Annotated in this window: 24 protein-coding genes and 1 tRNA gene; 6 read left to right on the top strand and 19 right to left on the bottom strand. The window is 74.8% G+C overall.

The features are described from left to right. Positions 1 to 2 precede the first annotated feature (2 nt). Positions 3 to 1,124 carry an amidohydrolase family protein gene (locus ACF1AL_RS08815; protein ID WP_391825639.1) on the top strand — a complete coding sequence of 374 codons (1,122 nt, stop codon included), beginning with the start codon at positions 3 to 5 and terminating at the stop codon, positions 1,122 to 1,124. A gap of 15 nt (positions 1,125 to 1,139) precedes the next feature. Then, a complete protein-coding gene (locus tag ACF1AL_RS08810) occupies positions 1,140 to 1,676 on the top strand; it encodes an NUDIX hydrolase family protein (protein ID WP_366834851.1) in 537 nt (178 codons plus the stop codon). A gap of 43 nt (positions 1,677 to 1,719) precedes the next feature. Here ACF1AL_RS08810 and ACF1AL_RS08805 read toward each other — a convergent pair whose 3' ends face one another. Then, complete coding sequence (locus tag ACF1AL_RS08805) at positions 1,720 to 2,673, bottom strand: XdhC family protein (RefSeq protein ID WP_391818500.1); 954 nt, start codon at positions 2,671 to 2,673, stop codon at positions 1,720 to 1,722. Between the two features lie 251 nt (positions 2,674 to 2,924). Here ACF1AL_RS08805 and proS point away from each other — a divergent pair, with 251 nt between their 5' ends. After that, a complete protein-coding gene (gene proS, locus ACF1AL_RS08800; protein WP_391825638.1) occupies positions 2,925 to 4,337 on the top strand; it encodes a proline--tRNA ligase in 1,413 nt (470 codons plus the stop codon). 91 nt (positions 4,338 to 4,428) lie between these two features. Here the strand turns inward: proS and ACF1AL_RS08795 are convergent, their stop codons facing one another. Beyond that, positions 4,429 to 4,857, bottom strand: a complete 429-nt coding sequence (locus ACF1AL_RS08795) for a VOC family protein (protein WP_366834848.1) — start codon at positions 4,855 to 4,857, stop codon at positions 4,429 to 4,431. A gap of 95 nt (positions 4,858 to 4,952) precedes the next feature. Then, positions 4,953 to 5,026, bottom strand: a tRNA-Pro gene (locus tag ACF1AL_RS08790). Positions 5,027 to 5,197: 171 nt separating this feature from the next. Between ACF1AL_RS08790 and ACF1AL_RS08785 the strand changes: the two genes are divergently transcribed. Beyond that, a complete protein-coding gene (locus ACF1AL_RS08785) occupies positions 5,198 to 5,905 on the top strand; it encodes a transketolase (RefSeq protein WP_391695828.1) in 708 nt (235 codons plus the stop codon). A gap of 30 nt (positions 5,906 to 5,935) precedes the next feature. Beyond that, complete coding sequence (locus tag ACF1AL_RS08780) at positions 5,936 to 6,847, top strand: transketolase family protein (RefSeq protein WP_391818504.1); 912 nt, start codon at positions 5,936 to 5,938, stop codon at positions 6,845 to 6,847. Between the two features lie 73 nt (positions 6,848 to 6,920). On the opposite strand, the gene ACF1AL_RS08775 is transcribed toward ACF1AL_RS08780, so the two are convergent. The 12 genes from ACF1AL_RS08775 to ACF1AL_RS08720 all read right to left on the bottom strand — a co-directional run bounded on the left by ACF1AL_RS08775 (position 6,921) and on the right by ACF1AL_RS08720 (position 17,677). Continuing rightward, positions 6,921 to 8,213: an MFS transporter gene (locus ACF1AL_RS08775; protein WP_391818506.1), complete on the bottom strand. Its 1,293-nt coding sequence runs from the start codon at positions 8,211 to 8,213 to the stop codon at positions 6,921 to 6,923. Positions 8,214 to 8,502: 289 nt separating this feature from the next. Beyond that, positions 8,503 to 8,862 carry an MmcQ/YjbR family DNA-binding protein gene (locus ACF1AL_RS08770; RefSeq protein ID WP_366834844.1) on the bottom strand — a complete coding sequence of 120 codons (360 nt, stop codon included), beginning with the start codon at positions 8,860 to 8,862 and terminating at the stop codon, positions 8,503 to 8,505. A 30-nt stretch (positions 8,863 to 8,892) separates the two neighbouring features. Next, positions 8,893 to 9,417 (bottom strand): GNAT family N-acetyltransferase, encoded by a 525-nt coding sequence (locus tag ACF1AL_RS08765; RefSeq protein ID WP_391825637.1) that lies wholly within the window; start codon positions 9,415 to 9,417, stop codon positions 8,893 to 8,895. Then, positions 9,414 to 9,992 carry a helix-turn-helix domain-containing protein gene (locus tag ACF1AL_RS08760; RefSeq protein WP_391780368.1) on the bottom strand — a complete coding sequence of 193 codons (579 nt, stop codon included), beginning with the start codon at positions 9,990 to 9,992 and terminating at the stop codon, positions 9,414 to 9,416. Before ACF1AL_RS08760 ends, ACF1AL_RS08765 begins: the two co-directional genes overlap by 4 nt. Before the next feature lie 85 nt (positions 9,993 to 10,077). Then, positions 10,078 to 10,980 (bottom strand): LysR family transcriptional regulator, encoded by a 903-nt coding sequence (locus ACF1AL_RS08755; RefSeq protein ID WP_386583701.1) that lies wholly within the window; start codon positions 10,978 to 10,980, stop codon positions 10,078 to 10,080. 62 nt (positions 10,981 to 11,042) lie between these two features. Beyond that, positions 11,043 to 12,236, bottom strand: a complete 1,194-nt coding sequence (locus tag ACF1AL_RS08750) for a glycine C-acetyltransferase (RefSeq protein WP_366834841.1) — start codon at positions 12,234 to 12,236, stop codon at positions 11,043 to 11,045. A gap of 27 nt (positions 12,237 to 12,263) precedes the next feature. Beyond that, positions 12,264 to 13,292 (bottom strand): L-threonine 3-dehydrogenase, encoded by a 1,029-nt coding sequence (gene tdh, locus ACF1AL_RS08745; RefSeq protein ID WP_366834840.1) that lies wholly within the window; start codon positions 13,290 to 13,292, stop codon positions 12,264 to 12,266. A gap of 201 nt (positions 13,293 to 13,493) precedes the next feature. Beyond that, positions 13,494 to 14,054: a GAF domain-containing protein gene (locus tag ACF1AL_RS08740; protein WP_386911582.1), complete on the bottom strand. Its 561-nt coding sequence runs from the start codon at positions 14,052 to 14,054 to the stop codon at positions 13,494 to 13,496. 66 nt (positions 14,055 to 14,120) lie between these two features. Beyond that, on the bottom strand, positions 14,121 to 14,804 hold the full coding sequence (locus tag ACF1AL_RS08735) for an ATP/GTP-binding protein (RefSeq protein ID WP_366834838.1): 684 nt from the start codon (positions 14,802 to 14,804) through the stop codon (positions 14,121 to 14,123). Beyond that, positions 14,782 to 15,153 carry a DUF742 domain-containing protein gene (locus ACF1AL_RS08730; RefSeq protein WP_366835057.1) on the bottom strand — a complete coding sequence of 124 codons (372 nt, stop codon included), beginning with the start codon at positions 15,151 to 15,153 and terminating at the stop codon, positions 14,782 to 14,784. The genes ACF1AL_RS08735 and ACF1AL_RS08730 overlap by 23 nt, the downstream gene beginning before the upstream one ends. A 2-nt stretch (positions 15,154 to 15,155) precedes the next feature. Further along, positions 15,156 to 15,590: a roadblock/LC7 domain-containing protein gene (locus ACF1AL_RS08725; protein WP_366834837.1), complete on the bottom strand. Its 435-nt coding sequence runs from the start codon at positions 15,588 to 15,590 to the stop codon at positions 15,156 to 15,158. A 50-nt stretch (positions 15,591 to 15,640) separates the two neighbouring features. Further along, positions 15,641 to 17,677, bottom strand: a complete 2,037-nt coding sequence (locus ACF1AL_RS08720; protein WP_391825636.1) for an ATP-binding protein — start codon at positions 17,675 to 17,677, stop codon at positions 15,641 to 15,643. Between the two features lie 546 nt (positions 17,678 to 18,223). Here ACF1AL_RS08720 and ACF1AL_RS08715 point away from each other — a divergent pair. After that, entirely contained in the window at positions 18,224 to 19,318 is a 1,095-nt protein-coding gene (locus ACF1AL_RS08715; protein ID WP_391695807.1) for a glutamate--cysteine ligase, read from the top strand. 69 nt (positions 19,319 to 19,387) lie between these two features. On the opposite strand, the gene ACF1AL_RS08710 is transcribed toward ACF1AL_RS08715, so the two are convergent. From ACF1AL_RS08710 to acs, 4 genes are all read right to left on the bottom strand, one after another. Continuing rightward, a complete protein-coding gene (locus ACF1AL_RS08710; RefSeq protein ID WP_366834834.1) occupies positions 19,388 to 20,566 on the bottom strand; it encodes an MBL fold metallo-hydrolase in 1,179 nt (392 codons plus the stop codon). 700 nt (positions 20,567 to 21,266) lie between these two features. Continuing rightward, positions 21,267 to 21,824 carry an adenylate kinase gene (locus tag ACF1AL_RS08705; RefSeq protein ID WP_366834833.1) on the bottom strand — a complete coding sequence of 186 codons (558 nt, stop codon included), beginning with the start codon at positions 21,822 to 21,824 and terminating at the stop codon, positions 21,267 to 21,269. A gap of 46 nt (positions 21,825 to 21,870) precedes the next feature. Then, positions 21,871 to 22,503 carry an SDR family oxidoreductase gene (locus ACF1AL_RS08700; protein ID WP_391695801.1) on the bottom strand — a complete coding sequence of 211 codons (633 nt, stop codon included), beginning with the start codon at positions 22,501 to 22,503 and terminating at the stop codon, positions 21,871 to 21,873. Between the two features lie 13 nt (positions 22,504 to 22,516). Next, on the bottom strand, positions 22,517 to 24,460 hold the full coding sequence (gene acs / locus ACF1AL_RS08695) for an acetate--CoA ligase (RefSeq protein ID WP_386911580.1): 1,944 nt from the start codon (positions 24,458 to 24,460) through the stop codon (positions 22,517 to 22,519). Positions 24,461 to 24,469: the final 9 nt, after the last annotated feature.

Genomic DNA, 24,469 nt, shown 5'->3' with positions numbered 1-24,469 from the left:
CCATGGGGGCCGTCACCGACGCGCTCGCCGCGCTGCCGCTGGTGGACCACCACTGCCACGGCGTCGTCGCCGACGACCTGGACGAGGCCGGCTTCGAGGCGCTGCTCACCGAGGGCGACCGCTGGGCCGGGTTCTCCTCCTTCGACACGCCGGCCGGGCTCGCCGTGCGCCGGCATTGCGCGCCCCTGCTGGACCTGGAGCGGCACGCCCCGGCGCGGGAGTACCTGGCGCGGCGGATCGAGCTGGGCGCGCGGGAGGTGAACCGGCGTCTTCTCGCCGCCGCGGGCACGGAGGTGTTCTGCGTCGACACCGGGTTCGCGCCCGCCGGCTCCGTCGGACCCGCCGAGGCGGCCCCGGGGGCGGCCGCGTACGAGGTGGTACGCCTGGAGTCGGTCGCCGAGGCGGTCGCCGCCGGCGGGATCGGGGCGGACGCCTACGCCGACGCCTTCCCCGCGGCCGCCGAGGAGGCCGTACGGCGGCCCGGGGTGGTCGCCGTGAAGTCGGTGGCCGCCTACCGCACCGGCTTCGCGCTGGATGCGGCCCGCCCCACCCGCGCCGAGGTCACCGCCGCCGCCGGCACCTGGCTGGCGCGCGGCGGCCGCCTGGACGACCCGGTCCTGGTACGGCACCTGCTGTGGACGGCCGTCGACCTGGGGCTGCCGCTCCAGCTGCACGTCGGCTTCGGCGACAACGACCTGCGGCTGCACCGCTCGGACCCCGCCCTGCTGACGGACTGGCTGCATCGGACCGCCGGGGCGATCCCCGTCCTGCTGCTGCACTGCTGGCCCTATCAGCGGCAGGCCGCCTATCTCGCCGCCGTGTTCGAGCGGGTGTACGTGGACGTCGGCCTCACCCTGCACCACGTCGGCCCGGCCCGCGCGCGGGCGGTGCTGGCGGAGGCGCTGGAGATCACGCCGTTCCACAAGCTGCTGTACAGCTCCGACGCCTGCGGCCTCGCGGAGTTCTACGCGCTCGGCGCGCTGGCCTTCCGCCGGGGTCTGGGCGAGCTGCTCGACGCACGGGTGGCCGCCGACGACATCGGTGCGCGCGACGCGTTGCGCATCGCCGAGTGGGCGGGAGCACACAACGCCCGCCAGGTCTACCGCCTTTCCGGTCCCTCCTGAAAGTATGATCAAGCAATGTCTGACATGACCGAAACCACGCCCGGTTGGCTCTCCTCCGACGAGCTGGAGCAGGCGCGGGCGCGCATGCCGATCCTGTACGTGGAGGCCGTTCCCGTACGGGTCGACGACAGCGGCGAAGTCACCAGCATCGGCCTGCTGCTGCGCATCGGGCCGGACGGAACGGTCAGCCGGACACTGGTCTCCGGCCGGGTCCTGCACCACGAGCGGGTCCGCGACGCCCTGCTGCGCCACCTGGAGAAGGACCTCGGCCCGGTGGCCCTGCCGCGCATCCCGGCCTCGCTCCAGCCCTTCACGGTGGCCGAGTACTTCCCCACGCAGGGCATCACCCCGTACCACGACCCGCGTCAGCACGCGGTCTCCCTGGCCTACATCGTGCCGGTGACGGGCGACTGCCGGCCGCGGCAGGACGCGCTGGACCTGGTCTGGTTCGACCCGCACGAGGCGGCCTCGCCGGGCGTGCAGAGCGAGATGCCCGGCGGGCACGGCTTCCTGCTCCGCCAGGCGCTGGCCCACCTGGGGCTGTCGCACTGACGGCGCCGCCGAGCCGCCCGTCGGGCCGGCGTCCGGTGCGGCCTTACGGCTTCCCGGCGAGCGCCGTGAGGACCTCCGCGCAGATCGCGAGCGCCGTCTCCGCCGGGGTGCGCGCCCCGAGGTCCAGCCCGATCGGGCCGTGGACGGCGCGCAGCACCTCCTCGTCGAGGCCGGCCGCGAGCAGGGCGGCGGCGCGGCGCTCCTGGGTGTGCCGGGAGCCGAGCGCGCCTACGTAGGGGACGCCGCCGGTCAGCGCCGTGTGCAGCACGGGCGCGTCCACGTCGGGCTCGTGACTGAGGACGACGACACACGCGGCGGCCGGGCCCGCGGCGATCAGCTCCCGGGCCCGCGCGAGGTCCTCGGTCGCGGTGGCCCGCCACTCCAGCAGCCGGGCCTGCGCCTGGAGCAGCTCGGCGAGTTCCCCTGCGCCGACGATCACCAGATGCGGCACGGCCGGGCAGGTCTCGATCAGTACGACACCGTCGCCGGCCGGGAGGGTCTCGCGGCCCGCGCGGTGGCGGGCCATCAGGGCGCGGGCCTGCTCGGCGGCCGCGTCGGACGGTCCGGTGCCGGCGCCCGCGTCCAGCACCGTGCTCACGGCGCCGGTGCGGGGCGCGTCGAGGCGGGTCAGCAGGGCGGCGTCGGCGCCCTCGGCGAGCAGCTCCCACCAGCGGGCGGGCACCGCGGACAGCGGCTGCAGCAGGATCTCGGCCTGCCCGCCGCAGGTCAGCCGCGCGCGCCGCACCTCGTCGTCGTGGACGGAGACCGCGCACACGCGAGCGGTGCGGCCGCAGGCGGTGAGCGCGGCGGCCTCCTCGGCGAGCCGCCGGTCGAAGGCGCCCCGGTACAGGGAGCCGTGGCAGCGGCCGTCCGCGTCGATCAGCAGCGCGTCGGCGGGCCGCTTGGGCCCGAACCCGCGCTCGGTGAGCGGCCGGGCGAGCACCCCGCCGCGTCCCTCGGCGGCCCACTGCCGCGCCGTGCCCGCCAGCTCCCGCATGACCAGCTCCTCCTCGTCGGGGCCTCGCGGGGTCAGCGTACTCGGGGCCCGGCGGGCGCCCGGGGCGGCGGCGAGGACGCGCGCGGCCCGACGTAGCGCGGGCGCAAAGCCCCCTGCGCGCGGCACCGCGTGGGCGCACCCGCCCGTGCGCGCGGCACCGCGTGGGCGCCGCGACGTCCCGTGCGCGAAGCGCGGGGTGGACGCCGGAAAACACGGTCGCAGGCGACCGGAGCGGTCCCTACCATGCCGCCATGGCACAAGCACCCGTTCTCACGCCCCGGGCGGACGACTTCCCGCGCTGGTACCAGGAGCTGATCGGCAAGGCCGAACTGGCCGACAACGGGCCGGTGCGCGGCACCATGGTCGTCCGACCGTACGGCTACGGCCTGTGGGAGCGGATGCAGCAGGACCTGGACGCGCGCATCAAGGCGGCCGGCGCGCAGAACGCCTACTTCCCGCTGTTCATCCCGCAGTCGTACCTGACGAAGGAGGCCGAGCACGTCGAGGGGTTCGCCCCCGAGCTGGCCGTCGTCACGCACGCCGGCGGCAAGGAGCTGGAGGAGCCGGTCGTGGTGCGGCCCACCTCCGAGACGATCGTCAACGACTACTTCTCCAAGTGGGTGCAGAGCTACCGCGACCTGCCCCTGCTGATCAACCAGTGGGCGAACGTGGTCCGCTGGGAACTGCGCCCCCGGGTGTTCCTGCGGACCACGGAGTTCCTGTGGCAGGAGGGGCACACCGCGCACGCCGGCTACGAGGACGCCCGGGCCTACGCCGCGCGCATCCACCGCGACGTCTACGCCGACTTCATGGCGAACGTCCTCGCCATCGACGTCGTCGCGGGGCGCAAGACGGCCCGGGAGCGGTTCGCCGGCGCGATCAACACGCTCACGCTCGAGGCGATGATGGGCGACGGCAAGGCCCTGCAGATGAGCACCAGCCACGAGCTCGGCCAGAACTTCGCCAAGGCCTTCGACACCCGCTACCTGTCCCGGGACGGCCGCCAGGAGTACGTCTGGCAGACCTCCTGGGGCTCCACGACCCGCATGGTCGGCGGCCTGGTGATGGTCCACGGCGACGACCACGGGCTGCGCGTCCCGCCGCGGCTGGCCGCGATCCAGGCCGTCGTGCTCGCGGTCAAGGGCGACGAGGCGGTCCTGGCGCGGGTCCGGGAGATCGGAGACCGGCTGACGGCGGCGGGCGTCCGTGTCCACGTCGACGACCGCACCGACACGCCGTTCGGCCGCCGCGCGGTCGACTGGGAGCTCAAGGGCGTACCGGTCCGGATCGAGGTCGGGCCGCGCGACGTGGACGCCGGCACCGCCGTCCTGGTCCGCCGCATCCCCGGCAGCAAGGAGGCGCTGCCCGTGGAGGCGCTGGGCGAGCTGCTGCCGAAGGTGCTGGAGGACGACCAGGCGCTGCTGCTCGCGCAGTCCCGCCGGCACCGCGAGGAACGCACCGTCGACGTGACCACGATCGAGGAGGCCGCCGAGGCCGCGGCCACCGGCTGGGCCCGCATCCCGTGGGCCGCGCTCGGCCCGCAGGGCGAGGCGGCACTCGCCGAGCAGGGCGTGACCGTGCGGTGCCTGGTCGCCGAGGACGGCTCGGTCCCCGCGAGCGACGACCAGCCGGGCACCGTGGCCGTGGTCGCGCGCGCCTACTGACGCCGCGCCGGAAGGGCAACGAGGGGGCTCCGGAACCGTCCGGAGCCCCCTGCGCCGTGTGTCCGAGCGGGCCGGGACGACCGTCCGCGGCTCAGTCCAGGCAGAACTCGTTGCCCTCGATGTCCAGCATCGGCAGGCACGCGTCCGTGCCGTCGTACAGGGTCCGTACGTGCACCGCGCCGAGCGGGATCAGCCGTGCGCACTCGGCCTCCAGCGCGGCGAGGCGCTCCTCGCCCACGAGCCCGGGGGCGACCCGTACGTCGAGGTGGACCCGGTTCTTGGCGGCCTTCCCCTCGGGCACGCGCTGGAAGTACAGCCGCGGACCCACTCCTGAGGGATCGACGCACGCGAACCACGCGTCCCGCTCCTCCTCCGGCCGGGAGCGCCAGTAGTCGTCCCAGGTGGCGCACCCCTGAGGCGGCTGCGGTACGACGTACCCCAGCACCTCGCACCAGAAGCGCGCGAGCCGCTCGGGCTCCGCGCAGTCGAAGGTGACCTGGACCTGCCTGACCGACGCCATCGGCTCCCCCGTCGACATCCGGAACACGGCCAAGGGCCCCGCCCCGCTGTGCGGGGCAGAGCCCTTGGACCTACGACCATGAAGCAGTGCTTCCGTCGGGACGACAGGATTTGAACCTGCGACCCCTTGACCCCCAGTCAAGTGCGCTACCAAGCTGCGCCACGTCCCGTTGCCCGCCTGACCTGGGGTTTCCCCCGGCCGTACGGACAGGGAAACAATACCGCACTCGTGTCGGTGGTCGCGCGCCCCTTTAGGGCTCGCGGGGTGCCGGGTCTCGGTGCCGGGTGTCCTCTCCCTCGCGCTTGACCTCAAGTCCGCTCGAGGTTGCACGCTCGTCGGCATGGCGATCATCGACGAAGACGTCCGCACCTACGGATACGCCGACCTGCCCGGGCTGATGGGGCTGATGACCGGCGACGAGAAACACGGGCCCGCCGCCACGTCCACGCTGGACGTGCTGTGGGTGCTCTACGACCGGGTGCTGCGCGTCGCGCCCGGCCGGCTCGACGACCCGGCGCGTGACCGGTTCCTGCTGTCCAAGGGGCACGGGCCGATGGCGTACTACGCGGTGCTGGCCGCGAAGGGGTTCGTGCCGGTGGAGTGGCTGCCCGGTTTCGGGTCGTACGACTCGCCCCTCGGGCACCACCCGGACCGGATGCTGGTGCCGGGCGCCGAGATCGGCAGCGGCTCGCTGGGGCACGGGCTGCCGATCGCGGTGGGCACCGCGCTGGGACTGCGCGCACGGCGGCTGACCGAGCCGGCGGTGTGGGTGCTCGTCGGGGACGCGGAACTGGACGAGGGCAGCAATCACGAGGCGATCGCGTTCGCCGGCCCGGCCGGGCTGGAGCGGCTGCACACCGTCGTCATCGACAACGCCTCCGCCCGGCATGCCCGGCCCGGCGGGATCACCGCCCGGTTCGAGGCGGCGGGCTGGTCCGCGGTGACCGTGGACGGCCGGGACCACGACGCGCTGTACGACGCCTTCACCGCACCCCATCCGGGCCGCCCGCATGTCGTGGTCGCCCGGGTCGAGCCGAAGAACTCCTGAACCCCGAAGCCCGGAAGGAAGAGCTTTCTCATGGACACCATGCGTGAACGGTTCGCCCCCGTGATGACCCGGCTGCTGGACGAGGATCCGCGCGTCGCGGTGGTCCTCGCCGAGATCGGTGCGGCGGACTTCGGCGAGGCGCTGCGCCGCCACCCGGACCGGGTGGTCAACGTGGGCATCCGCGAGCAGTTGCTGATCGGCGCGGGCGCCGGGCTGGCGCTGGCCGGGCTGCGCCCGGTCATGCACACCTTCGCGAGCTTTCTCGTCGAACGTCCCTTCGAGCAGGTCAAGCTGGACTTCGGGCACCAGGGGCTGGGCGGGGTCCTGGTCAGCGCGGCCGCCTCCTTCGACTGGCCGGCGGGCGGGTTCACCCACATGGCGCCCGGCGACGTGGCCCTGCTGGACACGCTGGACGGCTGGACCGTGCACGTGCCGGGCCACCCCGACGAGGCGGAGGCCCTGCTGCGGCACGCCGTCGCGGCCGGCGACGACAAGGTGTACGTGCGGCTGTCGGTGCAGTCCCACGCCCAGGCGCGGCCGGTGGACGGGGAGCGCTTCCTGACCGTGCGGGAGGGCCGCGCGGGTGTGGTCGTCGCCGTCGGCCCGACGCTGGACGCGGTGCTGGAGGCGACCGAGGGCCTGGACGTGGCCGTGTTGTACGCGACGACGGTGCGGCCCTTCGACGCGGCGTCCCTGCGCTGGGCGGCCGACGTGGCGCGGCCGGACGTCGTGCTGGTCGAGCCGTATCTGGCGGGCACGTCGACGGCCGCCGCGAACGACGCCCTCGCCGATCTGCCGCACCGGGTGCTGGGACTGGGCGTGGGGCGGCGCGAGCTGCGGCGCTACGGCACGATCGAGGAACACGTGGCGGCGCACGGCCTGGACGCCCGCTCGCTGCGGGCCCGCATCAGCGCATTCCTCGCGGCGGGGACGGCGGCCTGAGTCCGGCCGCGCGCGGGCACGGGGACGCGGACCCGCCCGTGAGGGCGACCTGCCGTGCGCGGGAACGGCCCCGTCAGCCGTGGTCCGTCGTCGCCGGCTGCCCGGCCGGCAGGCCGCCGCGCGGTGCGGCGTCGGCGCGGACCAGGCCGCGTATCGCGGGCACCGCCAGCAGCGCCGCGGCGACCACCAGGCTCATCGCCGCGGACACCAGCAGCACATGCGAGGTGCCCAGCGCGGAGGCGGCCGGTCCGGCGAGAGCCTGGCCGACGGGCATCATCGCGAGGGAACCGGCGACGTCGTAGGCGTGGATCCGGTTGAGGACCTCGGCGGGGACCTGGGTCTGCACGGTCGTCGCCCACATCACGCCCCAGAACGACATCGCCGCCCCGGCGACCGCCGCCCCCGCCGCCATGGCGGGCACGCCCAGCCCCGCGCCGACGGCCGCCGGGAAGGCGGCGAAGCCGAACAGCGCGATCCCCCCGGCGCGCAGCATCCGCCGGGGCCGCAGCCGCAGCGCGAGCAGACCGCCGACGACGGTGCCGGCGCCGAGGGCGGAGTTGACCAGTCCGTAGGCGCGCGGCCCGTGGTGCTGCACCACCTCGGCGGCGACCAGGGGCACGCTCGGACCCCACACGGCGATCATGTACAGGCACCAGACGGCGATCACGCCCCACAGCCAGGTGCGTGCCCGGAACTCCCGCCAGCCCTCCACGAGATCGGCGCGGAAGGCGCGGGCCCCGCGCCGCTGCGGGCCCTCGCCCGGGGCGGGCGCGGGCAGCCGTATCAGCAGCAGGCACAGGGCGCTGATCGCGTAGGTGGCGGCATGCGCGGCGAACACTCCGCCCGGGGAGGCGAAGCCGACGAGCAGGCCGGCGAGCGCGGGGCCGGCCAGCTGGGCGGCGGACTCGGCGATGCGGATGGCGCCGTTGGCGCCCTGGATGTCGGTGGCCAGGCGCGGCACCGTGCTGGCTACGCCCGGCTGGAAGACGGCGCCCGCCACGCCGTTGGCGAAGCCGATCGCGCAGATCTCCCACAGCACGACGTGGTCGGCGAAGAACAGCGCGGCGGCGAGGGACTGCGTGCCCAGCCGGACCAGGTCGGCGCCGATCATCAGCTTGCGGGTGGAGAAGCGGTCGGCGATCACCCCGCCGAACACGACGAGCCCGGCGAAGGCCGCCGCGGTCGCCGCCATGGCGAGGCCGACCGCGCCCGCGCCGTACCCGTGTTCCAGCAGGCCCGCGGCGAGGGCGACCGGCAGCATGGTGTCGCCGAGCCGGGCCACGGCCCGCGCCGCGAAGAACAGCGCGAAGTCCCGCGACCACACCCCCGACGTGGCGCGCGCGGCCCCGCTCCCGGCGTCACCCACCCCCGGTCCTCCCCTCCCGGTGTCCGTGGATGCCGGAGCCCCCTCCGCCCCGGCCTCCACTCACTGCCGTCGGATCATGCCACGCCCCACTGACAACGCCCCGGGGTTTTTCCGGGCGGGAACGCCCCCGCGGCGCGACCTCCCACCCGGGCGCGGAGCCGCGGCCCGCACCGCGCGAAGCCCGGCCCGCACCGCCCGGAGCCGCGGCCGGCACCGCGCGTGTGCACCCGAGACCGGGACACCGGGCACCCCGGACCGGGACACCGGGCACCCAGCACCGGGACGCCGTTCACCCCGGACCGGGACGCCCCACTGCCGGGTACGCCTCCAGCAGCCGCGCCGGGGCTGCCTGGCGCCAGGAGTCGCCGAGGATGTCACGCAGCTCCTGTTCGTCCTCCAGCGCCGCGAGCCGCACCCGGATCCAGGCGAACTGCGCCTCGTGCCCCGCGATCCAGAACTTCTCCGGCTCGGCAAGCACGAGTTCGTCGCGCTCCTCCTTGGGGCAGCGCACCGCCATGGAGGTCTCGTCCTCCGGCAGGGTGGCGAACATCTTCCCCGCGACCCGGAACGTGGGCATGCTCCAGGCGGTCTTCTCCGTCGTGTCCGGCAGGGACAGCGCGACACGGCGTACGTCTTCGGCATCCGGCATGGCAGGAACCGTAGCCGCTGCCACTGACACTCACCCGGCGGCGGCCGCGCCGATCCGCTTGTAGTACAGGGTCGTCGGCCGCGGCACGCCGTCGGGGCTCGCCGCGTAGTCGGGGATCGTCCCGGCACGGGTCCAGCCGGCGGACCGGTAGAGGGCCTCGGCGGGGCTGCCGGTCTCGGTGTCCAGGTGCAGCAGCGTGATGCCGGCCGCGCCGGCCGCCGACTCGGCGGTGCGCAGCAGGATGCGGCCCAGTCCCCGGCCGCGGGCGCGGCGGTGCACCATCAGTTTGACGACCTCGGCGCGGTGCCGGCTGTTGGGCTTGTCGGCCAGGGCGAGGCTCACGGTACCGGCCGGCCCCCCGTCGTCGTACGCCGCCCACACCAGCAGCCGCCCGGCGGCCACGGCCGCGGCGCGCTCCCGCCACCACGCGGCGGCCTCGGCCGTGTCCAGGGGCGCGAGGAATCCGACGGAGGCTCCCCCGTCCACCGTGTCCACGAGCAGCTCGGCCAACTCCCCGGCGGAGCTTCGGATATGAGAGGCGTCCAGGCGCTTCACGGCCGTACCACCGCCAGCAGGTAGCGCACGCCGGCGTCGTCCGCGCACCGGAACCGCGTCGGCCCCCAGACCCGCATCCGCAGGCAGTCACCGGCGTCCAGCCGGTGCGTGACGTCCTGCACGGTGACCTCCAACGCCCCTTCCAGCACCCAGAGGTGCTGCTCCAGGCCGGCGACGGGCGGCCGGTCGTAGGCGATGTCCGCCCCGGCGGAGAGCCGGCCCTCGACGAGTTCGCCCCGCAGCCCTGCGTGCGGCGGGGACACCGAGCGCCGCACGAACCCCGACGCCCGGTCCTCCCACACCGGCTGCTCACCCACCCGCAGCACCGGCGCGGGTTCCGCCTCCACCTCGCTGAGCAGCTGCGACATGGTCCGCCCGTAGACATGGCAGAGCCGGTTGAGCAGCGCGGCGGTCGGGCTGGTCTCGGCGCGCTCCGCACGCGACAGCGTTGAGCGGCTGATCCCGCTGCGCTCGGCGAGTTCGCCCAGCGACCAGCCGTGCTCGGCCCGCAGGGCGGCCAGGCGTACGCCGAGACGTACGTCGACCGAGTCGGGCAGGTTCTCCTCGGTTCTCATATCCGGGAAGCTATCCCATATATGAGACGCCCCCGTTACGGAAAGCTCACGGCGGAACCGACGGACAGCGCAGGACCGGGAACGTCTACGCCTCGGCCGCCGCGCTCAGCGCGTCCAGGACCGGGCGGATCAGGGGATGCTCCTCCGCGCCTCGGCGTACGGCGGCGAAGACGCGGCGGGTGGGCGGGGAGCCGTCGACCGGGCGGACCACCACGCCGGTGAGGTCCATGCCGCGCAGGGCCGAGCGCGGTACGAGGGCCACGCCCGCGTCGGCGGCGGCGAGCGCGACGACCGCGCGGAAGTCGTCGGAGGAGTGCTCCAGGCGGGGCTGGAAACCGGCGTGCTCGCAGGCCAGGACGACCACGTCGTGGCAGGGGTTGCCCGGGTAGGGGCCGATCCAGGGGTCCTTGGCCAGTTCGGCGAGCGGGACCTCGTCGGCGTCGGCGAGGCGGTGGGTGACCGGCACGACGGCGTCGAAGGGCTCGGCGTACAGCGGGACGTGCGCGAGGCGCGGGTCGTCGGCGGGCGGCGCCCCGCGGTACTCGACGGCGACCGCCACGTCGACCTGCCGGTCGAGGACCATCGGCAGGCTGGCGTCGCCCTCGGCGTCCTGGACGCGGATGCGGATGCCGGGCGCCGTGCGGGCGAGCCGGGCGACCGCGGGGGCGACGACCAGGGCGATGCCCGTGGCGAAGGCGGCGACCGTGACGGTGCCGGCCTCACCGGAGCCGTACGCGGCGAGTTCGGCCTCGGCCCGCTCCAGCTGGGCGAGGACCGCGTTGGTATGACTGAGCAGGATCTCGCCGGCCGGGGTGAGCCGTACGCCCTTGGCTCCCCGCTCGACCAGGCGGTGGCCGGTCTCCTGCTCCAGCGCGGTGAGCTGCTGGGAGACCGCCGAGGGCGTGAGGTACAGCGCGGCGGCAGCCGCCGTCACCGTGCGGTGGTCGGCCACCGCACGGAGGATGTGGAGCCGCCGCGCTTCGATCACGGAACCGATTCTCTCAGGTCCCGTACCCTCCCGGATCCCCTGGCCTCAACGCTGCCGTGGGATCAGCCGCCCAGCTCCGCGCGCGCCGCCACGAAGGCGTCCACCGCGCGGTTGACGTCCTCGGTGGAGTGCGCGGCGGAGAGCTGGACGCGGATGCGGGCGGCGCCCTGCGGCACGACCGGGTAGGAGAAGCCGATCACGTACACGCCGCGCTCCAGCAGCAGCTCCGCCATCCGGCCGGCGACGGCCGCGTCGCCGATCATCACCGGGGCGATGGCGTGGTCGCCGGGGAGGATGTCGAAGCCCTCCTCGGTCATCCGGCGGCGGAACAGCGCGGTGTTCTCGGCGAGGCGGACGCGCAGGTCGTCGGCCGACTCCAGCAGGTCGAGGACCTTCAGGGAGGCCGCCGCGATCACCGGGGCGAGCGTGTTGGAGAACAGGTACGGACGCGAGCGCTGGCGCAGCAGGGCGACGATCTCGGCGCGGGCGGCGACATAGCCGCCTGAGGCGCCGCCGAGGGCCTTGCCGAGGGTGCCGGTGATGATGTCGACGCGGTCCATCACGCCGTGCAGCTCGGGGGTGCCGCGGCCGGTGGGGCCGACGAAGCCGACGGCGTGCGAGTCGTCGACCATGACCATCGCGTCGTAGCGGTCGGCGAGGTCGCAGATCTCCGCCAGCGGGGCCACGTAGCCGTCCATGGAGAAGACGCCGTCGGTGACGATCAGGCGGCGGCGGGCGTCGGCCGCCTCCTTCAGCTGCCGCTCCAGGTCCTCCAGGTCCCGGTTGGCATACCGGAAGCGGCGGGCCTTGGACAGGCGGATGCCGTCGATGATGGAGGCGTGGTTGAGGGCGTCGGAGATGACGGCGTCCTCCTCGCCGAGCAGCGTCTCGAAGACACCGCCGTTGGCGTCGAAGCAGGAGGAGTACAGGATCGTGTCCTCCTGGCCGAGGAAGGCCGACAGGCGGGCCTCCAGCTCCTTGTGCACCTCCTGGGTGCCGCAGATGAAGCGCACCGAGGCCATGCCGTAGCCCCAGCGGTCCAGGGCCGCGTGGGCGGCGGCGACGACCTCGGGGTGGTCGGCCAGGCCGAGGTAGTTGTTGGCGCAGAAGTTGAGGACCTCACCGGGGCGGCCGCCGGCGGTGACGTTGACGGTCGCGGACTGCGGGGTGTCGATGACCCGCTCGGGCTTGTGCAGGCCGGCGGCGCGGATCTCGTCGAGGGTGGCGCGCAGGTCGTCGCGCACGGAGTCGAACATGCTGAAGCTCCTGGGAAGACAGATGACTTACGCGGTCCAGTCGAGGATGACCTTGCCGCCCTTGCCGCTCGCGGCGTCGTCGAACGCCGCCTCGAAGTCGCGGTAGCCGTAGCGGCCGGTGATCACGGGGGCGAGGTCGAGGCCGCCCTCCAGCAGCACCGACATCGCGTACCAGGTCTCGAACATCTCCCGGCCGTAGATGCCCTTGATGGTGATCATCGAGGTGACGATGCGGGCCCAGTCGACGGGGAACTCCTCGGCGGGCAGGCCGAGCATGGCGATCTTGCCGCCGTGGGTCATGTTGGCGATCATGTCGCGCATCGCGGCGGGATTGCCGGACATCTCCAGGCCGACGTCGAAGCCCTCGCGCAGGCCGAGTTCGCGCTGGCCGTCGGCGATGGAGGTCCGGGAGACGTCCAGGGCCAGGCTGGCGCCGATCTTGCGGGCCAGCTCCAGGCGCTCCTCGCTGACGTCGGTGACGACGACGTGGCGGGCGCCCGCGTGCTTGGCCACGGCGGCGGCCATCAGGCCGATCGGCCCGGCGCCGGTGATCAGCACGTCCTCGTTGACCAGCGGGAACGACAGCGCGGTGTGCACGGCGTTGCCGAACGGGTCGAAGATCGCGGCGATGTCGAGGTCGACGGGCACGCGGTGCACCCACACATTGGACGCGGGCAGCGCGACGTACTCGGCGAACGCCCCGTCGCGGCCGACGCCGAGCCCGACGGTGGCCCGGCACAGATGGCGGCGGCCGGCCAGGCAGTTGCGGCACTTGCCGCACACCAGGTGGCCCTCGCCGCTGACCCGGTCGCCGACCGCGATGTCACCGACGTCGCGCCCGGTGGCGACGACCTCGCCGACGAACTCGTGCCCGACCACCAGCGGGGTGTCGATCGCCTGCTGCGCCCAGCCGTCCCAGGCACGGATGTGCAGGTCGGTGCCGCAGATGCCGGTGCGCAGCACCTTGATCAGGACGTCACCGGGGCCGACGGCCGGCTCCGGGACGTCCGTGAGCCACAGTCCGGGCTCCGCCTTCTCCTTGACCAGCGCCTTCAACGCTACGGCTCCTGTGGTGCTCGGGCCCGGGCGCGGGCAGGCCGAAGAAGCCCGCGTGCGGGAGAGGGATGGGAATGCGTTCAGCAATCTGCCGTATAGCGCACGCCGGGGTCCATCGAGCTTTTCTTAAGCGGCGTCTCAGCTTTCCTTCACGCCTTCGGTCCAGTCGTCACACCGGCCCCTGCCTGCCGGTCCTGCGGGTCACACCAGCCCGTGTTCCAGCCGGCCCACGAGGTCGGCGGCCGCGGACTTGATGGTCTCCAGGCCGGCCGTGCCCCAGGTCCGTGGTGCGCGGTCGGCGACGCACACGGTGCCCAGCACGATGCCGGTGGAGTCGATGAGCGGGGCGCCGAGGTAGGAGCGGATGCCGTACGCGTCGACGACCGGGTTGCCGGCGAAGCGCGGGTAGTCGGCGACGTCCTCCAGGGCCAGGGCGCGGCGGCGCACGGCGACATGCGGGCAGTAGCCGTGGTCGCGGGGCAGGACGCGGCCGAGCCCGGGGCGCGGGCGTTCGCCGGGCGCGGGCGGCGGCGGGGGCGGGGCGTGCAGTCCGGCGAAGAACTGCCCGTCCGCGCCGAGGAAGTTGACCATCCCGAACGGCGCGCCGGTGAGGGCGGCCAGGTGGGCGGCGTAGGAGTCGAGGGCGGGTTCGGGCCGCTCGCCGAGGCCGAGCAGGTGCAGCCGGCGGGTGCGGGCGGGCGCGTCGCGGTCCTCGGGGGTGAGCAGCAGCCGGCCGACGGGGCTCGGCGGCTCGTACCTCATGGCCGGACTCCGGTGGTGTGGGCGTGGGGCATGGACGGGCTCCGTGGGCGGTCGGCGGGCGTCACGTCACAGGCCCCGGATGGGCGCGGGGGCGACGGGGGCGTAGGCGATGAGGTGGCGGACGAGGGTGAGCAGGGTCTGGACGCCGGAGGCGGAGATCCGGGCGTCGCAGCGCACGACGGGGATCTCGGGGGCCAGGTCGATGGCGGCGCGGACCTCCTCGGGGTCGTAGCGGTGGGCGCCGTCGAACTCGTTGACGGCGACGATGAAGCCGAGGCCGCGTTCCTCGAAGAAGTCGACGGCGGCGAAGCAGTCCTGCAGCCGCCGGGTGTCGGCGAGCACGACCGCGCCGAGGGCGCCCTCGCACAGCTCGTCCCACATGAACCAGAACCGCTCCTGCCCGGGCGTGCCGAACAGGTACAGCACGTGCTCGGCGTCGAGGGTGATGCGGCCGAAGTCCATGGCGACCGTGGTCTCCATCTTGTTCTCGACGCCTTCGAGGCTGTCGGTGGCCGCGCTCACCGTGGTGAGGAGTTCCTCGGTGCTGAGCGGGGCGATCTCGCTGACGGCGCCGACGAAGGTGGTCTTGCCGACCCCGAAGCCGCCCGCGACGAGGATCTTCAGCGCGGTCGGGAAGGGGTCGCCGGCCTCGCCGTGCCCGGTGCTCTCGGGGGCGCGGCCGCGGTACTCGGGACGGCCGCCGTAGCCGGAGCGGGCGTGGGCCGTCTCAGAGCTGTCGTCGTAGTCCATCGAGCACTGCCTCCAGTAGGGCCCGGTCGGTGGGTTGGTGGTGGTACGCCGGGGGCTTGGTGGTGAGCACCCCGGTGTCGACGAGGTCGGACAGCAGCACCTTGGTGACCGCCGCCGGAAGCCTCAGGTGGGCGGCGATCTCGGCCACCGAGACGGGTGCCCGGCACAGGTCGAGGGCCTGGGCGTGCTCGGGGCCGAGATAGCCGAGGGGGGTCGCCCCGGTGGCCATCACCTGTGACATCAGGTCGAGTGCGACGCTGGGCCGGGTGCGGCCGTTGCTCACCGTGAAGGGGCGTACGAGGCGTCCGGCCGCGTCGTCGAGCCAGGGCCCTTCCCCGGCCGCCGCCATGCTCAAGGCCGCATCACCGGGGGTTCGACGGACTGCTGGCGGGGCGCGGTGGCCAGGTAGGGGCGGACGCTCTTGACGAGCATGGCCATCTCGTAGCCGAGCACGGCGGCGTCCGCGTCGCGTCCGGCGAGCACGGCGAGGCAGGTGCCGGAGCCGGCGGTGGTGACGAACAGGAGCGTCGCGTCGAGTTCGACGACGACCTGCCGGACGTCGCCGCCGTCGCCGAAGCGGACGCCGGCGCTGCGGCCGAGCGAGTACAGCCCGGAGGCCAGGGCGGCCATGTGGTCGGCGCTGTCCGCGTCGAGTCCGTGCACGGACTTCACCAGGCCGTCGCAGGACAGCAGGACGGCGCTGTGCGTGTGGGGGACGCGCTGGACGAGGCCGCTCAACAGCCAGTCGAGGTCGGTTGCCTGGGCGGTCGGCGCTTCGCTCGCCATGGTGGATCGACTCCTTGGGGTACGGGGGTGGGCGGGAGCGGTGGGGGTGGTCATCCGGCGGGTGCGCTCCCGTCCTGCCGGGTGGTGAGGTGGTCGGGTGCGCGGGTGCCGGGGCCGTCGGGTGGCACGGGCAGGCGCACGGGGTGCGCGCCCGTGTCGTACGGGGCCGGCGGGCCCTGGGGGTGCGGCAGGTGCAGGGCGGGGGCGCCGGGGGCCGGTTCCGGGCGGAGAGTGCCCGCCGGGGCGGGGCCGTGCTGCGCCTCGGCGAGGCCGATGCCGCGCTGGAAGGCGGCCATCAGCTGGGGGTCGGGCCCGGCGTCGTCGTCCTCGGGACGGGGCTGGGGGCCGCCGCGCAGCTGCGGGACGATGTGCTCCTGGGCGCGGCGCCGGGGCAGCCGGGGCTTGTCCATGGTGCCGCGGACGGCCGTGGCGCGGGCGACGGGCGGCATGCCGGCGATCTCCTCGACGGCGGGCCGGTCCTCGGGCCGGATGCCGGGCACGGCCGCGGCGGGGGTGGCCCGTTCGGGCTGCCGCCCGCGCACGGGCAGCGGCGGCACTCCGGCCTCGCCGCCCCCGTCCGCCGGCCGTACGGCCGCCGCGCCGTCGCCGTCCGGGACGCCGGCGTGGGCGTGACCGGCGGGGGCGGCCCGGTGCTCGGTCGGCGGCACGGCGTGCAGGTGCGCCCCGGTCGCGTACGCCTGCTGCGGCGGTACGACGACGGGGTGCGCGCCGCTGTCGTGCGGCGGTACGGCTACGGGGTGCCCGCCGGTGTCGTGCGGCGGTACGACGACGGGGTGCGCGCGGGTGCCGGTGTCGTGCGGCGGGGCCGCTTGCGCCGGTGCGGTGCCGAGGCCGGTGTCCGCGCCGAGGAGGCCGGTGTCCGTGCCCAGGAGGGCCTGCGGGACGACGAGGACGGCCTGGACACCGCCGTAGATGTTGCTCTGCAGGCGGACCCGGATGCCGTGCCGGCGGGCCAGCTGGGAGACGACGTACAGCCCGATGCGGCCGTCGGCGAGCAGCCGCCCGACGTTGACCTGGTCGGGGTCGGCGAGCAGCTGGTTCATCCGGTTCTGCTCCTCGACCGGCATGCCGAGGCCGCGGTCCTCGACCTCGACGGCGAGCCCGGAGGTGACGAGGTTGGCGCGCAGCAGCACCTGGGTGTGCGGGGCGGAGAACACGCTGGCGTTCTCGACGAGTTCGGCGAGCAGATGGATGACGTCGGCGACGGCGTGCCCGCGCAGGGTGCCCTCGATCGGCGGGACCAGTTTGACCCGGGAGTACTGCTCGACCTCGGCGATCGCCGAGCGCAGCACCTCGGTCATGGAGACGGGGTGGCTCCACTGCCGGCGGGAGACGGCACCGCCGAGCACGGCGAGGTTCTCGGCGTGGCGGCGGATGCGGGTGGCGAGGTGGTCGACGTGGAAGAGGCCCTTGAGCAGGTCGGGGTCCTCGATCTCGTTCTCCAGCTCGTCGAGGATGGAGATCTCCCGGTGCACCAGGGACTGCAGACGCCGCGCGAGGTTCTCGAAGACCTCCAGCTTCTGCTCGCTGCCGGCCTGGCTGGACAGCTGCGCGGCCTGGACGACGGCGGCGACGGCGGCGTCGTGGGCGCGGGCCAGGTCGGCGGCGAGCAGGTCGAGTTCGTCGGCGTCGGGGGGCGGGGTGCCGCGCGGGACACGGGCGGGCGGGGCGTCGCCGCGGCGCAGCGCTTCGACGAGGGCCCGCAGGTCCGCCTCGCCGCGCGCGCTGCGGTGGCGCAGCGCGCCGACCCGGTCGCCGACGGAGCGTGCGGTGCGGTCGGCGGCGACGGCGGCGATGACGATGCCCGCGAGGGCGACGGCGGCGGCGCCGGCCAGTACGCCCCACAGGGTGGCGCCGGGCCGTGCTCCCGAGGAACGGACGGTGAAGAGCACGGCCGCGCAGGCGCTCAGGGCGACGGCGGTCGGCGGGAGCACCGCGAGACGCAGCAGCTGCGGTCGTATGTGGGCCTCGGGGACGGAGGGGTGGGTGCGGACTGCCGGCCGCCCGTGCCGCCCGCCGCCCTCACGGCGGTCTGCGCGTGCGGCCGGTGCGCGGAGGTGAGACATCGGTGTCCTCGTACTGGGGTCCTGGTCGGTCGGGTGGGCGGCACCCGACGGACACTCACAGTAGTCGCCTCAGCATCATGTGCGGTGGGCAGTTGACAAAGTCCCCCGCTCAGCATCCCGCTCTGGTATGAGCCTTCGTACGACAGACCGATAAGTCCGCGTCCGGGGCGGGCAGGGGTGTAAAATTACCGATCAGAGCCGGTCGAAACCGGTCACGCCGCCTGCGGGCGGAGTCGCCGGCCGAGGTCCGGCGCGCTCGGTTTTCCGTCCGGACGGCACCCCGTCCGGACCGCGTGGACGCGTCCGGGTCACCCCGAAGTCACCCCCTTAACATCACTTAGAGTAATCAGGCTGGTTCCCGGACGGACCGTCTCCGCCGCCGGTGCGTTTTCGCCGGGGCGGCGCCGTTTGCCGGGCGGCGGGTGGTGGCACTCGGGGCGCCGGCAGGCAGGGGCACCTCTGCCGGACCGGCCGTGCCGCCCGCCGGGCGCCGGCCGGGGTTGTCACCGAGCCGGCCACGCCGGCGCGCCGAGTGAAGGACGAGCGATGGCGACGATCGGTGTGGAAGAGGAGTACCTGCTGCTGGATCCGGTCAGGGGCCTTCCCGTACCGCTCGCGGAGAAGGTGCGCATGGCCACCGACCAGGCCCGTCTCACCGGCGGGCAGGAGGTGCAGAGCGAGCTGCTCCAGGCCCAGGTGGAGGTCGCCACCCCCGTGTGCGACGGCCTCGGCGAGGTCGGCGGGCATCTGCTGCGGCTGCGGCACGCCATGGCGGCCGGCGCCGAGGCGCACGGCTGCCGGATCGCGGCCGCCGCGACCCCGCCGCTGCGCGACAGCCGGCACGCCGTGGCGGTCACCGACCACGCCCGGTACCGGGCCATGCTCGCGCAGGCGCCCCAGCTGGTCGCCGAGCAACTCGTCAACGGCATGCACGTCCATGTGGCCGTGCCCAGCCGGGAGGCCGGCGTGCAGGTGATGAACCGGCTGCGGCCGTGGCTGCCGACGCTCACCGCGATGTCGGCGAACTCCCCGCTGTGGGACGGCCACGACACCGGCTTCGCCAGCTGGCGGACGGTGATCTTCAGCCGCTGGCCCGTGGCCGGGCCGCCCCCGCTCTTCCGGGACCTCGACGACTACGAGCGCCGCGTGGGACGCCTGCTCGCCTGCGGCCTGATCTCCGACCGGGGCCAGCTGTACTGGCAGGCCCGGCTGTCGGAGCGGTACCCCACCGTCGAGATCCGCTGCTTCGACGTGCAGCTGCGCCCCGACGAGGCCGTCATGCTGGCCGGCGTGGTGCGGGCGCTGGTGGAGACGGCCCTGGCCGAGATGGACGAGGGCGTGGGCGTCCCGGACATCGCCCCGGAGCTGCTGCAGGCCGCGATGTGGCACGCGGCTCGGCACGGTCTGAGCGACACGCTGATCGCCCCGGACGGTGACGTGCACCGCGCGGGCGACATGCTGTTCCGGCTGCTGCGGCACGTCACCGCGGCGCTGGACGCCTCCGGCGACGCGCGCGAGGTCGGCTCGCTGATCCACCGGCTGCTGCAGCAGGGGACGGGCGCGGACCGCCAGCGCGCGGCCCTCGCCGCCGGCGGTCCGAAGGCGGCCGTGGACCTGATCCTCCGCGAGAGCACCCCCTGACGGCGGTCCGGCGGCCGGCCGTTCACCGCGTCCACCCCGTGCGTGCCGCGGCTCGCGGTCAGTCCTGCGTCAGTCCTCCACCAGGTCCAGGCCGCGGGTGGTCGTCAGGGCGATCCGGGGGGCCGGCCAGCTGCGGGCGAGGGTCTGGGACACGCCGCGCCACCAGGGGTGGGTGGGCAGCTCGCCGCCCGGCTCGAAGGGCGCGCCCGGCTCGGGTACGGCGACGCTCTGGCCGACCGCCTCCCCCGCCGCCAGCGTCCACTCCCCCGGCTCGGCCCACGGGTGCGGGGCGAGGTTGAAGGTGGCCCAGTGGATCGGCAGCAGCACGCCGTGCGGCGCGCCGCCCTGGAGGTCGAGGTGGGCGCGCACGCCCTCCTCGGGGGTCATGTGGATGTCCGGCCAGAACTCGCTGTACGCGCCGATCTGGATCATCGTCGCGTCGAACGGGCCGTGGGCGGCACCGATGTCCCGGAAGCCGTCGAAGTAGCCGGTGTCGCCGCTGTGGTAGATCCGGTGCTCCGCGCCGGCGACGACCCAGGACGCCCACAGCGTGTGCTGGGTGTTGCGCAGGCCGCGGCCGCAGAAGTGGCGGGCCGGGGTGGCGGTCAGGGTGAGCCCGCCGACCTCGGTCTCCTCGTGCCAGTCCAGCTCGCGCAGCCGACTCGCGGCGACGCCCCAGCGTTCCAGGTGGGCGCCGACGCCGAGCGGTACGGCGAACAGGGTGTCCGTGCCGGCCAGCGCCTTGATCGTGGGCATGTCGAGGTGGTCGTAGTGGTCGTGGGAGATGACCACGACGTCGACCGGGCCCAGAGCGGCGAGCGGCAGCGGCACCGGGTGCAGCCGTCTGGGGCCGGCGAACGGGAACGGGGAGCAGCGCTCGCCCCACACGGGATCGAACAGCACCCGCCGCCCGTCGATCTCGGCGAGCACGCTGGAGTGGCCCATCCAGGTCAGCCGCAGCCCCGTGGCCGGGGGCCGGGCGAGGTCGGCGAGGGTCGTGGCGTGCACCGGGACCGTGCCCGTCGGCGAGCGCCGGGGCCGGGCCTCCTTGTCGAAGTAGACCTTGGCGAAGTCCACCGCGGAACCGGACGGGCGGGTGCGGGCGGCACCGCCGGGGTTCACGAACACGCCGTCCTTGAAGTGGGGCGAGCGGCGGATGCGCGCCAGGCGCTCACCCGCCGGGTCGGCGCCGAAGGCCTCCGGCCGCAGCGCGCGCAGCCCGGAACTCGTGGGACGGGAGCCGGTCACGGCACCTCCAGTGGACGTCGGGGCGTTCCATTATGGTCCGCCCGACGGCCCCCGCCCGGCCGGACGACCCGGCGCACGCCCCGCGCACAGAGGGCGCACCACCGGCGCGTGCTCGAATACCGCCCACGTCGAGCCCGTCCCACCTGCACCGCGCCCCAGGCCCACGCCCCGCGCACCGCCCTGCCCGCCCGCTCCCACGAGCCCGGAGCGTGCCCGAGGCGTGGCCCGACGGGTGCCCGCTCCGGGCCTGCCGGTGTGGGGCTGCCGATGCGACCCGCCGGTACGGGCCTCGCGGGCCGCCCTGCCGGCCACTCCGGCGCGTGCCCGAATCCGGGCCGCGGCGAGCCGGTCCAACCCGCGCCGCGCCCTTGGCCTCACGCCGCGCGCACGCCCTGCCGCCCGCTCCCGCGAGCCCAGCGCGTGCCGGATGCTTGCCCGATACCTGCCCGCCGCGTGCCCGCTCCGGGCCTGCCGGTGTGGGCCTGCCGGTGCGGCCCGCCGGTGCGGGTCTCGCGGGCCGCCATGCCGGGCACTCCGGCGCGCCCGGCGCATGACCCGGGCGTGCCCGACCGCGGCCCGCTCCTGGCCTCTGGTTCGCGCGTCGCGGACCGCCCCGGTCAGCGACGCGCGCCGAGCCCGGCCGGTCCGGACCCCCGGCTCACGCCCTGCGGGCCGCGACCGCCGCCCGCTTCCGGCCCGGTCAGGCCGCCCTCAGGGTGGTCAGGGCCGTCTCCGTGTGGGCCGCGACCTCCTCGACCGTGCCGGTGGCGGGGATCTGCAGGACGATGTCGGCGTAGTACGCGAGGAGCGGGACGGTCTGCTTGCGGTAGACGCGCAGCCGGTTGCGGACGACCTCCTCGGTGTCGTCGGCGCGGCCGCGGCCGAGCAGACGGTCCACCACCACGTCCTCGGGTGCGGTGAACTCCAGCACGGCGTCCAGGGACGTCCCGGTCGCGGCAAGCATCGTGGCGAGCGCGTGGGCCTGGCGGACCGTGCGCGGGAAGCCGTCCAGCAGGAAGCCGCGCCGGGCGTCGGGCTCGGCCAGCCGGTGGCGGACCATGCCCTCGGTGATGTGGTCGGGGACGAGTTCGCCTGCGTCGAGGTAGCGCTGTGCGTCTCGGCCGAGCGGGGTCCCGTCGCCGACGTGGGCGCGGAACAGGTCGCCGGTGGAGACGTGCGGAACGCCGAGGCGGCGGCCGAGCAGGGCGGCCTGGGTGCCCTTGCCCGCTCCGGGCGGGCCGATGAGGACGAGTCGCATCAGGGGGTGTGCCTTCCGGTCGAGGTGGCGGTCGGGTCGCGGGTGATCAGGCGGCGCGGCGCGGTCGTGGCGCTGCGCCGGTGAGGACGAGGACGGGGCCGTGCACCGGGTCCGGCCGCGCGGGGCGCGGACAGGCCAGCAGGCCGGTCACGATATCGGCGAGGCCCGCCCGGAACACGCCGTCTTCCAGGCGGGGTCCGGGCAGGACGGTGTGGACGGCGACCCGGGGCGCGAGCTCGGCGGCCAGCCATTCGGTCAGCTCGGTCAGGGCCGCGAGCGCGGCGTCCCGCAGGCCGTCCCGAGGGCCGTCGGGGACGACGTTGACCACGCTGCCGCCGTGGGCGGCCATCCGGTGGGCGTGAGCCCGCTGGATCCAGGTCAGCGGTGTCACCAGGCCGTGCCCGAGCACGTCGTTCAGGTCGCTCGGGGCCAGGTCGGTCAGGGCACGCGCCCGGGACGGCACCGTCACGACGTTCACCAGGTGGTCCAGGCGGCCGTGGTCGCGCACGACCCGTTCCACCGTGCGGTCCGGGTCGTCGCCCCGGTCCGCGGCCGTGACCACCAGGGCGCCGCGGGCGGCGAGCCGTTCGGTGAGCAGGGCGGCGGTGTCGCCCGGGCCGGTGAGCAGGACGACCCGGCCGGCGAGCGGGCCGCCGGCCGTGTCGTGCGCGCGGGGCACCGTCCCGTGCCCGTCAGTCGCCCGCGGGCCGCTCGGCGGCCAGCCCGGCGTTGATGCGGTCCATGACGGAGGCGTCGGCGAGCGTCGTGACGTCGCCGACCTGCCGGTTGTCCGCCACGTCGCGCAGCAGCCGGCGCATGATCTTCCCCGAGCGGGTCTTGGGCAGTTCGGAGACGACCAGGATGCGGCGCGGCTTGGCGATGGGCCCGATCTCGCGGGCCACGTGCTCGCGCAGCGCGGCGGTGACGTCGTCCCCGTCGTGCGCCCCGGAGCGCAGGATCACGAACGCCACGATCGCCTGTCCGGTCGTCGGGTCCGTCGCCCCGACCACCGCGGCCTCGGCGACCGCCGGGTGGGCGACGAGCGCCGACTCGACCTCGGCGGTGGAGATCCGGTGCCCGGAGACGTTCATGACGTCGTCGACCCGGCCCAGCAGCCAGATGTCGCCGTCCTCGTCGTAGCGGGCGCCGTCCCCGGCGAAGTAGTAGCCCTGCTGGGCGAACCGGGACCAGTAGGTCTCGCGGTAGCGTTCGTCGTCGCCCCACACGCCGCGCAGCATGGCGGGCCAGGGCGCGTCCAGCACCAGGTAGCCGCTCTCGCCCTTGCCGACCTGGACGCCCTGGTCGTCGACGACCTTGGCGGAGATGCCGGGCAGCGGGGTCTGCGCCGAGCCGGGCTTGGGTTCCCGCTCGCCGGGCAGCGGCGCGATCATGACGGCGCCGGTCTCGGTCTGCCACCAGGTGTCGACGACGGGCGCGCGGCCGGCGCCGAGGTGCTCGCGGTACCAGCGCCACGCCTCGGGGTTGATGGGTTCGCCGACGCTGCCCAGCACCCGGATCGAGGACAGGTCGTGGGCGGCCGGGACCTGCTCGCCCCACTTCATGAACGTGCGGATGAGGGTGGGGGCCGTGTAGTACACGCTGACGCCGTAGCGCTCGATGATCTCGAAGTGCCGCGCCTGGCTGGGCGTGTCGGGCGTGCCCTCGTACAGCACGGACGTGGTGCCGTTGGCGAGGGGCCCGTACACGATGTAGGTGTGGCCGGTGATCCAGCCGATGTCGGCGGTGCACCAGTAGACGTCCCGGTCGGGGTCCAGGCCGAAGACGGTGCGGTGGGTGGCGGCGGCCTGGGTGAGGTAGCCGCCGGAGGTGTGCAGGATGCCCTTCGGCTTCCCGGTGGTGCCGGACGTGTAGAGGATGAACAGCGGGTGCTCGGCGTCGAAGGCCTCCGGGTGGTGCCGGTCGGGCCGGTCCTCGACGAGGTCGTGCCACCACAGGTCGCGGCCCTCGGTCCAGGGCACGTCGGCGCCGGTGCGCCGCACGACGAGGACGTGCTCGACGCCGGGCGTGTGCCGGGTGGCCTCGTCGGTGAGCGCCTTCATCGGCTCGGCCCGGCCGCGCCGGTACTGGCCGTCGGAGGTGATCAGCAGCCGGGCGCCGGCGTCCTCGATGCGGGAGCGCAGCGCGGCCGGCGAGAAGCCGCCGAAGACGACGCTGTGCGGCAGCCCGAGGCGGGCGCAGGCCAGCATGGCGTAGATCGCCTCGGGGATCATCGGCAGCTGGATGGCGACGCGGTCGCCGGCCTTCAGGCCCAGGGAGGCGAGGGCGTTGGCCGCCTTGCACACCTCGCGCTGCAGTGCGGCGTAGGTGATGGTGCGCCGGTCGCCGGGCTCGCCCTCGAAGTGGAAGGCGACGCGGTCGCCGCGGCCGGCCTCGACGTGCCGGTCGACGCAGTTGTACGCGACGTTCAGCCGGCCTCCGGTGAACCAGCGGGCGAACGGGGCGCGGGAGAAGTCGAGGACGTCGGTCCACGGCGTCTGCCAGTGCAGGTGCTCCGCCTGCCGGGCCCAGTACGCCAGGCGGTCGTCGGCCGCCGCGTCGTGCGGCCGGGGTGCCGCCTGCTCCGCTCCGGCGAGCGTGCTGCCGGCGCTGAGGACGGGGTCGGGGCGCGGGGACATGCTGCTTCC

The organism is Streptomyces sp. NPDC014801 (genome assembly GCF_043082085.1).
Classification (GTDB): domain Bacteria; phylum Actinomycetota; class Actinomycetes; order Streptomycetales; family Streptomycetaceae; genus Streptomyces.
Note: the sequence above shows the minus strand (reverse complement) of the source record. Positions and strands in the feature narration are given on the sequence as shown.